The following is a 12,092-nucleotide window of genomic DNA, read 5'->3' on the forward strand; positions in this document are numbered from 1 at the left end:
GCTTTCCTTCCCTGCTGCTTATGATTGACGTTGAGTATTGTCCGGGCTGAAGAGCAGCCGCAGATAGCGAATGAGATGATCAATGCTGTCGGCAGCAATCTCGGCGCCACCTTTCGCTTTCGCCAGAATGAACGCGCCCTGCAGAACGGCCTGAGTGTGCAGCGCCAGCGATTTCGCGGTCCATCCCGGCGTCATCTTGCGCTCGCGCATGACCGCTTCGATATCGGCTTCCAGTGTGGCGGCATGGGCGCTGATGCTGCGGTCGCAGGCATCGCGAATAGCGGGCGTCGTCTCGTAGGCTTCCTGCACCATGGTGCCGACGAGGCAGGTGAATTCCGGTACACGGCCTTGCAGCAGCGCCTTGCGGAAGGCGAGATAACCGATCACGCGATCGAACGGCTTGTACAGTTCGTGATACGCGGCCGTGGCAAACAGCGCACCGGTCTGCTCCGACCAGTAGTCGGCAACGGCGACGCCGAGCGCCTCCTTGCTCTTGAAGTGATGGAAAAAGGCGCCCTTGGTGACACCGGCCGCGGCGCAGAGTTCATCGACCGTCGTTGCCGAATAACCTTTAGTGCGGATCACGTCCAAGGCGGCATCGAGCAACTTCGTCCTGGCGTCTGGCGTTGCGGCTTTGATCATAGCGGCACCCTTCGTCGGTGTTCAAAGCATACCAACTGGTCGGTATGTGTCAAGTGATATCGCAATCGCAAGCAAGGGATCGCCTCTGGCGATCCCTTTTTCTTATATATCAGAGACTTAGATCAGGACGCAGCGCTACTCAGTCCAGCGTTTTGAGCGACGCGCCGAGCGCAGCACGGCGGCGCAGCCAGGTGGTGGCGCGGTACTTCGGATCGTGCGTGGCCGCGAACATACCGTCGAGCACCGCGAGCACGCGCGCCGGCCCAATTATATCGCCGAGTGCCAGCGGACCTTTCGGATAATTGAGGCCAAGTTCGACCGCAGTGTCGATATCGCCCGGCGCCGCGACGCGCAGTTCGGCGATCCGCGTGCCGATATTGACGATCATGGCGAGCAGGCGCTGCGTAACGAAGCCCGTTGAGTCATTGATCGCCGTCACCGCGGCACCTGTAGCACCGAGCACGGCGATGGCGCTGCCAAGCGCATCTGCGCTGGTGAGCGGGTTCTTCATTGCCGTATAGCGCTTGCCGAAACGGCCGAGCATATCGACCGCTACCGTGCGCGCCGGATCGAGTGCTAGACGCAAAGCGGCGCCGGTGCAGTCCTCGCCAAGCGGCGTGACAAGGCAAAGGCTGTCCTTCGGCGGTGTTCCGCCGACATGTGTCTTGACGCCGGCCGCGTCCAGCGCCGTGGCCAACTCGCGACCGCCATCTTCGTCGGCAACCCACACCGCGGTCGGTATCGGCTGCTTCGCCACGTTGACGGTCGGCCCGCTTACCGTATCGGCGTTTTTGTAATCATAGAAGCCGATGCCGCTCTTACGGCCATACAACCCAGCCGCAACGCGCGTCGCCATCTGTGCCGACGGCTGATACATCGGCTCTTCGTAATAGCGACCGTACATGCTCTCCATCACCGCATGGGTGACGTCGCCGCCAATGAGATCGAGCAGTTCAAACGGGCCCATGCGGAAGCCGGCCGCCTCTTTCATCAGTTCATCGACTTCGCGCGGCGAGGCAATGCCCTGAGCGACGATACGTAGCGCCTCCGGGCCATAAGCGCGGCCAGCGTGATTGACGACAAAGCCTGGCGTGTCAGTGGCGACGATCGGCGTCTTGGCAATGCGTTTTGTCAGAGCGACCATAGCATCCGTCAATGATGGATCGCTGCGCAGGCCGGCAATCACCTCGACAAGCTTCATCACCGGCGGCGGATTGAAGAAATGCAGCCCGCCGACGCGCTCCGGCCGCGAGCAGCCGGCAGCAATCTCCGTCACCGACAGCGACGAGGTGTTGGTCGCCAGCACCGCGTCCGGCGCAACGATGGCTTCGAGTTTTGAGAACAGGTCGCGCTTGACGGCGAGGTCCTCAACGATCGCTTCGATAATGAGCCCTGCCCGTTTGGCGTCTTCAAGCACTGCCATTGGTTTGAGCTTGGCCAGTAGCGCCGCCTTGGCGTCCGCCGTCATACGGCCCTTGGCAACCTGACCGTCCAGCCCTTTGCCGACAGCGGCGATGGCCTCTTCGACCGCACCGGCGCGCGCGTCATAGAGCAGCGTTTCAATGCCGGCCTGCGCGCAGACCTGCGCAATGCCGCGGCCCATGGTGCCGGCGCCGAACACGGCGACGACGAGATCAGATTTCGTCAGATCGAATGCCATGAAGTTTTACTTGCCTTCATAAGTCGGCTTGCGCTTCTCCAGGAAGGCGGCCATGCCTTCCTTCTGATCCTGCGTTGCGAACTGCAACTGGAACGCCTTGCGCTCCAGCATCAAGGCCGTCTCGAGCGGCGCATTCACGCCGGCATTGACGATCTCCTTGATCTGCTGGACCGAGATCGGCGGCATCGCCGCGATTTCACGGGCAATGTCGAGCGCGCGAGCCAGCGCCTGCCCGGCCGGCGCGACATCGGCCACCGCGCCCATTGCGAGGGCTTCCGCGGCCGACAGGAAGCGCCCGGTCATCAGCAGCATCAATGCGCGTTGCTTGCCGACGAGACGCACCAGCTTCTGCGTACCGCCGCCGCCGGCCAGAATGCCAAGCTTCACTTCGGGCAGGCCTAGCTTCGCCGTCTCGCCGGCAACGATGAAGTCCGCGCACAGCGCCAGTTCGAAGCCGCCGCCGAGCGCGAAGCCTTCGACCGCGGCGATCACCGGCTTGGGGCATTCCGCGATCGGTCGATAGTATTGCTGCACGTTGCGAGCCATCACCTCGACCGGGCCGGCTTTGGCCATCTCGGCAATGTCGGCGCCGGCGGCGAAGGCCTTGTCGTCACCGGTGATGACGATGACGCGCGTCTTTGCATCGGCGCCGTGACGCAAGGTCTCTTCGGCCAAACGCTGGCGCAGCAGCAGGCTGAGCGCATTGCGGACCTGGGGTCGGTTGAGCCGCAGCACGACGATGTCGTCCGTCGGATGTTCGACGAGCAGCGGATCGGGTTCGGTCATGAGTCGCGTCCTGGCCTCGGCCTTCGGTCAAAAACGGCCTTGCCTAACACGGGCTCTCGCCGCCGCCAATCGCGGCCGGGCACGGCAGCGATGCAGGATATTTCGCAGACCTATTGAGATTCGGCAGGCGACAGAGCGGCGTCAAGACGCTGGCGGCACTCCTTGAGCTCGTCGAGCACCTGCCGCAGACGGTCCTTCTGCTCCGCGCTCAGCCCTGCCGGCAAAGCTGCAGCCATCGGTGTCGGTTTGGCTGATGGTGTCGGAGCTTCGGGCACCGCACGGGTCACGCCGCCAAGCCGATCGCCGGGATCGATGCGCGGCATCGGCGCGTCATGCAGCGGCGGCTCGGTACGGTCGGCGCGCGTATCGCGCTCGTTGAGGTCGCGGCCAATCAGCGAACCGATGCGACCGCGAAGACCGCCGGTCTCTTCAGTCTCGTCGGCATCTTCTTCGCTCTCTTCGTCTTCGGCTTCATCCTCGGCGTCGAGCGCCTCGTCAACGAGGTCCTCTTCGTCCTCGCTCGCGATTGCCTGCGCACCTTCCTGCCAAATCGTCTGCACGAAATCGACGCCCTGCTCACGCAGGATGCGTTGCACACCGCGGATGGTGTAGCCCTCGCCGTAAAGCAGATGACGAATACCGCGCAGCAGGTCGATGTCGTCAGGTCGATAGTAGCGGCGTCCGCCGCCGCGCTTCATCGGCTTGATTTCGTTGAACCGGCTTTCCCAAAAGCGCAGAACGTGTTGCGGCAGATCGAGCTCGTCGGCCACTTCACTGATGGTACGGAATGCGCCCGGCGCCTTGTCGTCCAAAGCGGTCTGACCTGCCTGATTGCGATGGAAGGGAATTTACAACAGACGAACGACGATTGTTATGCGTGTTCGGCTTCGTCGGCGACGTTATGCCCGTTAATCCGCTGCTTGAGGATGGCGGACGGCTTGAACACCATGACGCGGCGCGGCGAAATTGGAACTTCCTTGCCGGTCTTCGGATTGCGGCCGATGCGCTGACCCTTCTTGCGCACCACGAAACTACCGAAAGACGACAGTTTCACGGTCTCGCCGCGCTCGAGGCAATCGGTGATTTCCTTCAGGACAAGCTCGACCAGTGACGCGGACTCGGTCCGCGACAGGCCCACCTTCTGGTAGACGGCCTCGCACAGGTCCGCTCTCGTTACTGTTTTACCAGTCATCGCCCCAGCCCAACCCAAAACAACCTTTGGCGAAGATATCTCGCTGAATAATCAAAGATATTAGCTACAGCGCAGGCGGTCAACGGCCGATTTGGACCTGGTGGGCACCATGAAAGGCCTTGCTTTCGCACTACCAGCGTAGCAGCGCCGACCCCCAGGTGAAGCCGCCACCCATCGCTTCAAGCAGAATCAGGTTGCCACGCTTGATGCGTCGGTCGGTCACCGCGTCAGCCAGCGCCAGCGGAATCGAAGCCGCCGAGGTATTGCCGTGACGGTCGACAGTGATCACCACTTTATCGGGAGAAATGCCGAGTTTATGGGCCGAACCGTCGATAATCCGCTTGTTGGCCTGATGCGGCACGAACCAGTCGATGTCGGCGGCGGTGGTGCCGGTGGCGGCGAAGGCGTCCTCGATCACGTCGGTGATCATGACCACCGCATGTTTGAAAACCTCCCGGCCTTCCATGCGCAGATGGCCGACGGTCTGGGTTGAGGACGGGCCGCCATCGACGTAGAGCTTGGAGCGGTGCTTGCCGTCCGAGCGCAGATGGGTGGTCAGCAGGCCCCGGTCGGCGGAGGTGCCGGGCTGATCCTGGAGCTCCATGACGACGGCGCCGGCGCCGTCGCCGAACAGCACGCAGGTGGTGCGATCGTTCCAGTCCAGAATGCGGGAGAAGGTCTCGGCGCCGATCACCAGCGCCCTTTTGTGCGTGCCGGCCTTGAGCATGCTGTCGGCGACCGACAGAGCAAACACGAAGCCCGAACAGACGGCCTGCAGGTCGAAGGCGACGCCTTGCGAGATGCCGAGATTGTTCTGCACCGTCACCGCGGTGGCCGGGAAGGTCTGGTCCGGGGTGGCGGTCGCCAAAATGATGAGGTCGATGGTGTCGGCCTCGACATGGGCATGCGCCAAGGCCGAGCGCGCCGCGTGGGTGGCGAGGTCGGACGTCAGCTCGCCGGGCGCCGCGATATGGCGCTCGCGAATGCCGGTGCGCTGGACGATCCACTCGTCGGTCGTGTCGACCGACTTCGCCAACTCGTCGTTGGAGAGAATACGGGCCGGCAGATAGCTGCCGCAGCCAAGAACTACAGAACGCTTCATTGTCACGACGAGGCCGCCCCATTTGCCGCCGGCTCCGTCACAGCCTCCTTGGCGGCCTGCGCCGCCGCACGGCTCTCAAGATCGCGGGCCAGGTCCTGGCCGATCTTGGCGAGAAGCTCGTAACGGATCATATCGTATCCCATGTCGATAGCGGCGGCATAACCTTCGGCGTCGGCGCCGCCGTGGCTCTTGATGACAACGCCGTTGAGGCCCAAAAAGACGCCGCCATTGGCCTTCCGCGGGTCCATTTTTTCCCGCAGCAGCGAGAAGGCCGGCTTGGCCAGCAGATAGCCGAGGCGCGCGCGCCAGGTCCGGCTCATGGCCGAGCGCAGATATTGCGCGAACTGCTTCGCGGTGCCTTCGGCGGCCTTGAGCGCGATATTGCCGGCAAAGCCTTCGGTCACGACGACGTCGACCGTACCCTTGCCGATGTCGTCGCCCTCGACGAAGCCCTGATAATCGAAATGCGGGAAGTCGCCTTCGCGTAGCAGGCGGCCGGCTTCACGCACCTGCTCAAGACCTTTGACCTCCTCGACGCCGATATTGAGCAGACCCACGGTCGGCCGCTCGATGTCGAACAGGACGCGCGCCATGGCGCTGCCCATGACGGCGAGATTGATGAGGTGATGCTCGTCGGCGCCGATCGAGGCACCGACGTCCAGGACGACGGACTCCCCCTTCAGCGTCGGCCACAGCCCGGCGATGGCCGGGCGCTCGATGCCCTCCATCATTTTCAGGTTGAACCACGACATGGCCATCAGCGCGCCGGTGTTGCCGGCGGACACGGCAACGTCGGCCGCGCCCTTTTTCACCGCATCGATGGCCAGCCACATCGACGACTTGCCACGGCCATAGCGCAAGGCCTGGCTTGGTTTGTCGTCCATACGGATCGACACCTCGGTGTGTGTGAAGGTCGACTTCTCCTTGAGCTTCGGCAGGCTGTCGAGCAGCGGCGCTACGACCGCCTGGTCGCCGAACAGCAGGAACTCGATGTCCGGATGCCGCTCCAGCGCAAGCGCTGCGCCCGGCAGAACCACGGACGGGCCGTGGTCGCCGCCCATGGCGTCAATCGCAATGCGGATCTTATCGGGCATGTATCGGCTCGAAGGGTGGCCCGGGCGGCCTGGACTGGACGGCGGTCGGGGGCATGATCATGTCTTTCAAGACGGCTCCCCAGCAGTCGGGATCATGCGCCCGCCAGAATGGCGTTGAGCGCGCCCGTCCGGCCAAAGGTCCGGAGCCGAGGCGCCCGCCGGCAACATAGCGGGTGCGCCGACCGTGACAAGCCGTTTTAGTTGTTGCGCTTTCCCGGATTCTTCTGCAGCGCCGCCAGGGCGGCGAAGGGTTTGTTGCCGGTTTCCTCAACGGCCGGCGGCGCAAATTCGGCCCCTTCCTTGCGCGGATAGGGATCGATGGCAAGGATCAGGAACTCGGCGGCGATGGCGCCGAGGTCGATCGAATGGCCCAAAAGCGGCTCGGGGGCGTCCTCAGCGGCCTTACGCGGCGGCTCCGATGCGCTGTGCTCGTCCACAACGGCACCGGCGGCCGGCGGCGCGAAGGTCAGGTCGATGGCCTCGTCGATGTCGGTTTCCATCGGCTCCAGCGACACCACGCAGGTCTGGCCGACCCGGGCCCGGACGCGGCCGGTGACGTGAACCTTGGCGCCGCGCTTGGCCAAATCGAAGGTGGCGCTGAGAGCAGACACGTCCCGCAGATCGGCCAGCCGGGCAATGGCGTCACGGGCCGATTCCGGCGCCTCGATGGCGCGATGCAGCCCACTCTCCGGAATTTGGTCGAGCGTAACCGGTGCGCTCCAAGGTACCACCTCGGCGATGCCGGCAACCGCCTGTTGAGGCCCGCGCTGCGGGGCACTTTTCCTGCTCATGATCGAACTCTTACCAGATTTTCGGCCGGCGGCCTCAGGCGCCGGATACCGGAACACGCGCCGGATCGGGGAAGTGCACATCGCCCGCGGCAATGGCCGCGACGTCCTGCCCCTTGAGCGCGGCGGCGGCGGCGGCAACATAATCAGCGAGCCGGGGTGCGGCCTCGTAGGCCGACGGCGCCCCGCCATAGATATTCCGGGCCAGTGCCGACACCAGAGCCCGGCGGTCGCTTAAAGCATCCAGATAGGCCTTGGACCGGCCGTAAAAGGCCTGGCCCATGCGCTTCATTTCCTTGGGCACCTTGAGGTCGCTGATGCCCATTTCCCGCAGGTTGTCGTCCATGTCCTGGCAAAAGCGGTCGAAAACCGCCTGCCCGGCCGGATCGAGCTGCCCGTCGACGGTCAACCGCTCGAGGACCAGGGCCAGATGGAGGACGATCAGGTCGAAACGGCCGTTAACCGTATCGGCGACGGCATAGTCGCGGTAAAACACCGGCAATCGCGCCTGCGCCACGATCATGCCATACAGGGCCGAAATGGTGTCGCGCTGAGGCTTGCGGCGGAACAGAGAAAAGATCATGAGCCCGGTGCCTGACGGCGGCTTTTTTCAAGCCGCAGGATTGGCGCCGGTTTAGTGCACGCACCGCCGGATGCAAGAGCTAGATAACAAGGGCCAGATCGTATGGCCTTTGGTGACGCGCCGGCCGCGCGACCTTAGGATTGGCCGATTTCGAGGATCCCGATTTGATGACGAACGCCCGCTCGACCCGCCTGCCCGCTCGCCGTTTCGCGCGCGTGCTCGCCCTTGGCCTGACCCTGACCGCGCCGGTTTTGCTGGCCGGCTGTGGCAGCTTCGGCGAAACCCTGCAGCGCGGCTATGTGCTGCCCGAAGGCGCGCTGGAGCAGATCCCGATCGGCGCGACGCAGGAGCAAGTGCTGATCGTTCTCGGCACACCGTCGACAGTCGCGACCGTCAGCGGCGACGTGTTCTACTACATCTCACAGAAGGCCGAGCGTAGCGCCGCCTTCCAGCCGCATCAGGTCACCGACCAGCGCGTCGTCGCCGTCTATTTCGACAAGGACCGCAAGGTCACGCGCCTGGCGAACTACGGCATCAAGGACGGCAAGATTTTCGACTTCGTGTCGCAGACCACCGAAACCGGCGGCAACCAGCTCAATTACCTGCGCGGCATCTTCAACACGTTCAAGATGTTCTGAGGCGATCCTCGCCTTCAAGCGAAACATCCAAAACAAAAAGGCCCGCGGCGAACCGCGGGCCTTTTCTTTTTCGTCTTGAGGAGACGGCCGGGGATACCCCCGGCCCTCGCCTTTAGTGAGCCAAAATCGCCAGCAGCAAGAGCGCCACGATGTTGGTGATCTTGATCGCCGGGTTCACGGCCGGGCCCGCCGTGTCCTTGTAGGGATCGCCGACGGTGTCGCCGGTCACGGACGCCTTGTGAGCCTCCGAACCCTTCAGGTGCTTGACGCCGTCCTTGTCGACGAAGCCGTCTTCGAACGACTTCTTGGCGTTATCCCAGGCGCCGCCGCCCGAGGTCATCGAGATGGCGACGAACAGGCCGTTGACGATCACGCCGAGCAGCGAGGCGCCGAGGGCCGCGAAGGCATTAGCCTTCGAGCCCGAGATCGCCAGCACGCCGAAGTAGACGACGATCGGCGCCAACACCGGCAGGAGCGACGGGATGATCATCTCCTTGATGGCGGCGCGGGTGAGCATGTCCACCGCGCGGCCGTAGTCCGGACGCTGGGTGCCCTGCATGATGCCCGGCATTTCCTTGAACTGACGGCGCACTTCCTGCACCACCGAGCCGGCCGCCCGGCCGACCGCGGTCATGGCGATGCCGCCGAACAGGTACGGGATCAGGCCGCCGAAGATCAGGCCGGCAACCACGTAGGGATTCGACAGGTCGAACGAGACCGTGCCGATGCCCTGGAAGTACGCCGCGCCCGATTTGGTGAAGGCGGCGATGTCGTTGGTGTAGGCGGCGAACAGCACCAGCGCGCCGAGGCCGGCCGAACCGATGGCGTAGCCCTTGGTGACGGCCTTGGTGGTGTTGCCGACCGCGTCGAGCGCGTCGGTGTTGTGACGCACTTCCTTCGGCAGACCCGCCATTTCGGCGATGCCGCCGGCGTTGTCGGTGACCGGGCCGAAGGCGTCGAGCGCGACGATGATGCCGGCAAGGCCGAGCATCGTTGTGACCGCGATCGCCGTGCCGAACAGGCCGGCGAGCTGGTAGGTCACGATGATGCCGCCGACGATCACGAGAGCCGGCAGCGCCGTCGATTCAAGCGAGACCGCGAGGCCCTGAATGACGTTGGTGCCGTGACCGGTGACCGAAGCCTGCGCGATCGAGACGACCGGACGCTTGCCGGTGCCGGTGTAGTACTCGGTGATCCAGACGATGAGACCCGTCACCACGAGGCCGAGAACGCCGCAGATGAACAGGTTCTTGCCGGTGATCGCCATGCCGGCGACGGTGCCGATCTGGCCCCAGCCGATGAGGTAGTGCGTCGCGATGGCGAGACCACCGATCGAGAGCACGCCACCGGCGATGAGACCCTTGTACAGGGCGCCCATGATCGAGCCGTTCGGGCCGAGCTTGACGAAGAACGTACCGATGATCGAGGTCACGATGCAGGCGCCGCAGATGGCGAGCGGATACAGCATCGCCGAGCCGAGGATCGGCTGGCCGGCAAAGAAGATCGCCGCCAGAACCATGGTGGCGACCACGGTCACCGCATAGGTTTCGAACAGGTCGGCCGCCATGCCGGCGCAGTCGCCGACATTGTCACCGACGTTGTCGGCGATGGTGGCCGGGTTGCGCGGATCATCTTCCGGGATACCGGCCTCGACCTTGCCGACGAGGTCGGCGCCGACGTCGGCGCCCTTGGTGAAGATGCCGCCGCCGAGACGGGCGAAGATCGAGATCAGCGAGGCGCCGAAGGACAGCGCGACCAGCGCGTCGATGACGACGCGGTTATCGGGGGCGAGGCCCTTGGGTCCGATCAGGAACCAGTAGTAGACGGCGACGCCGAGCAGAGCGAGACCGGCCACCAGCATGCCGGTGACGGCGCCCGCCTTAAACGAGATGTCGAGACCGTCGGACAGCGACTTGGTCGCGGCCTGCGCGGTGCGGACATTGGCGCGCACCGACACGTTCATGCCGATGAAGCCCGCGGCACCCGACAGCACGGCGCCGATCAGGAAGCCGATGGCGACCCAGCTGCCTAGCAGCAGCCAAAGGCCGACGAAAACGACGACACCGACGATGGCGATCGCGGTGTATTGACGCTTGAGATAAGCCTGCGCGCCCTCAGCGATCGCAGCTGCAATCTCCTGCATCCGCGCATTGCCGGCGTCGGCGGACATCACGGACTTGATCGCCCAGATGCCGTAGACGATGGAGAGCGCACCGCAGGCGATAATGGCCCAAAGAGCAGTCATGAATCATCCTCGAATTGATTGATGGCGGGCGGGAACATAACGCTCCCGCCGGTGCCAGGAGCGTCGAGGATGGCCGCTTGTGAGGGCGCTTCACCCCGACCGATGAGCGCGCGGACCATGCCAAAAACATAATCGCAAAGCAACGGCCCGACGGGGCTGATTTTACAGGAATTTCAATGCGGGGCCGGGGCGGAAGGGGCTGCGGGAGACTCACGGCGTGCGTCATCGCCCCTGTTCTTGAAGGCCCGGGGCGGCCTGCCTCTCTCTTTCACCCTCGGCAAACGCCGAGGGGATGGAGCGCCGCGAGGCGCCCTAACGTTTGCACCTTGCGGTGCACGGCCCCTCCTTGCGATCGGAGAAACCTGCGCCCCGCGGCGCTCCATCGCGGTGTCGTTACGACGACGGGCCGCGCTTCTGGCGGCTGATCCATCTTGCGATGGGTAGCGCTCACCATCAGCAAGCTCCTTGCAGGAGGTCATAGTGCCTCCGGGCGGAGCCCCCTCGCCGCCCGAGCACCTGGGATGCGTTTTCCCAAGCCCGCGGGCACCGCGCCCTGCCCCCACTGAAACGACGCCTCATGACAGCGCCCCCGGCCGGAACAGGACGAAATGAGCCTATAATGTCCTAGGAATAAGAGTCAAGGACTATTTTCTAGGCGGCATGGTCGTGCTTGTAGCCCGGGTGAAGCGAAGCGAAACCCGGGACAACAATTACCGTCGTCCTCCGCGAAAGCGGAGGCCCCAGTGTTTTCTAATTCGCCAAAAGCGCTGGATCGCCCGCCTTCGCGGGCGATGACGCCGAGCAACGCGGAAGCCTCACAACACCTTCCGCATAAACAACGTGCCCTCAATGGGCGTATCGTAATACGCCTCCATCGGCGCAAAGCCGAAGCGGCGGTAGAGCGCGATGGCTTCCGTCATCGTCGGCAAGGTATCGAGCCGCATTTCGCGATAGCCGATCCGGCGGGCGTCATCGAACAGGGTTTCGACCAGGCGCTTGCCGAGGCCGAGACCGCGGCCTTCGGCCGTCACATAGAGCCGTTTCATCTCGCAGGTGCCGGCGGGCTCGATCGGCCGCAGCGCGGCGCAGGCAATCGCCCTGCCCTCGCCGTTGCGCGCGATCAGCAGCACGCCCTTGGGGGCTGAGTATTTGCCCGGCATCGCCGCCATCTCGGCCTCGAAGCCCTGATAGGCAAGGTCAATGGGCAGCGATTCCGCATAGGCGCGGAACAAGCGGATGACGTCGGCCAGATCGGCCGCGTTCTGGACGTGCTGGATGGCAAAGGATGGCGTTTGCGTCATGACGCCATGATAGCAGATTGTTGATGTTGTCAAGTTTCTGGCCGGCGAACCGAAATCCACT

General features: G+C 64.1%; 12 protein-coding genes. 1 reads left to right on the top strand and 11 read right to left on the bottom strand.

Annotated elements, in window-relative coordinates:
- Nucleotides 1-18: 18 nt before the first annotated feature.
- From E8Q40_RS12635 to E8Q40_RS12675, 9 genes are all read right to left on the bottom strand, one after another.
- Nucleotides 19-642, bottom strand: coding sequence for a TetR/AcrR family transcriptional regulator (locus E8Q40_RS12635; RefSeq protein WP_137044893.1), 624 nt, complete (start codon nucleotides 640-642; stop codon nucleotides 19-21).
- Nucleotides 643-781: 139 nt separating this feature from the next.
- Nucleotides 782-2,302, bottom strand: coding sequence for a 3-hydroxyacyl-CoA dehydrogenase (locus tag E8Q40_RS12640; protein WP_137044894.1), 1,521 nt, complete (start codon nucleotides 2,300-2,302; stop codon nucleotides 782-784).
- A 6-nt stretch (nucleotides 2,303-2,308) separates the two neighbouring features.
- The gene (locus E8Q40_RS12645) at nucleotides 2,309-3,088 is read right to left on the bottom strand and encodes an enoyl-CoA hydratase-related protein (protein ID WP_137044895.1); all 780 of its coding nucleotides are present in this window, start codon (nucleotides 3,086-3,088) and stop codon (nucleotides 2,309-2,311) included.
- A gap of 110 nt (nucleotides 3,089-3,198) precedes the next feature.
- Nucleotides 3,199-3,900 (bottom strand): MerR family transcriptional regulator, encoded by a 702-nt coding sequence (locus E8Q40_RS12650; protein WP_137044896.1) that lies wholly within the window; start codon nucleotides 3,898-3,900, stop codon nucleotides 3,199-3,201.
- 59 nt (nucleotides 3,901-3,959) lie between these two features.
- Nucleotides 3,960-4,280 (bottom strand): integration host factor subunit alpha, encoded by a 321-nt coding sequence (locus E8Q40_RS12655; protein ID WP_115518858.1) that lies wholly within the window; start codon nucleotides 4,278-4,280, stop codon nucleotides 3,960-3,962.
- A 130-nt stretch (nucleotides 4,281-4,410) separates the two neighbouring features.
- Nucleotides 4,411-5,388 carry a beta-ketoacyl-ACP synthase III gene (locus tag E8Q40_RS12660; RefSeq protein WP_137044897.1) on the bottom strand — a complete coding sequence of 326 codons (978 nt, stop codon included), beginning with the start codon at nucleotides 5,386-5,388 and terminating at the stop codon, nucleotides 4,411-4,413.
- A complete protein-coding gene (plsX, locus tag E8Q40_RS12665) occupies nucleotides 5,385-6,476 on the bottom strand; it encodes a phosphate acyltransferase PlsX (RefSeq protein ID WP_137044898.1) in 1,092 nt (363 codons plus the stop codon). The genes E8Q40_RS12660 and plsX overlap by 4 nt, the downstream gene beginning before the upstream one ends.
- Nucleotides 6,477-6,673: 197 nt before the next feature.
- Nucleotides 6,674-7,267, bottom strand: coding sequence for a DUF177 domain-containing protein (locus E8Q40_RS12670; RefSeq protein WP_137044899.1), 594 nt, complete (start codon nucleotides 7,265-7,267; stop codon nucleotides 6,674-6,676).
- Nucleotides 7,268-7,301: 34 nt separating this feature from the next.
- Nucleotides 7,302-7,787: a ubiquinol-cytochrome C chaperone family protein gene (locus tag E8Q40_RS12675; protein WP_246662823.1), complete on the bottom strand. Its 486-nt coding sequence runs from the start codon at nucleotides 7,785-7,787 to the stop codon at nucleotides 7,302-7,304.
- A gap of 227 nt (nucleotides 7,788-8,014) precedes the next feature.
- Here E8Q40_RS12675 and E8Q40_RS12680 point away from each other — a divergent pair, with 227 nt between their 5' ends.
- Complete coding sequence (locus tag E8Q40_RS12680) at nucleotides 8,015-8,485, top strand: outer membrane protein assembly factor BamE (RefSeq protein WP_137044901.1); 471 nt, start codon at nucleotides 8,015-8,017, stop codon at nucleotides 8,483-8,485.
- A gap of 112 nt (nucleotides 8,486-8,597) precedes the next feature.
- Here E8Q40_RS12680 and E8Q40_RS12685 read toward each other — a convergent pair whose 3' ends face one another.
- Entirely contained in the window at nucleotides 8,598-10,730 is a 2,133-nt protein-coding gene (locus E8Q40_RS12685) for a sodium-translocating pyrophosphatase (protein WP_137044902.1), read from the bottom strand.
- 815 nt (nucleotides 10,731-11,545) lie between these two features.
- A complete protein-coding gene (locus E8Q40_RS12690) occupies nucleotides 11,546-12,064 on the bottom strand; it encodes a GNAT family N-acetyltransferase (protein WP_246662824.1) in 519 nt (172 codons plus the stop codon).
- Nucleotides 12,065-12,092 lie beyond the last annotated feature (28 nt).

Source organism: Pseudolabrys sp. FHR47, from assembly GCF_005153485.1.
Classification (GTDB): Bacteria; Pseudomonadota; Alphaproteobacteria; order Rhizobiales; family Xanthobacteraceae; genus Pseudolabrys.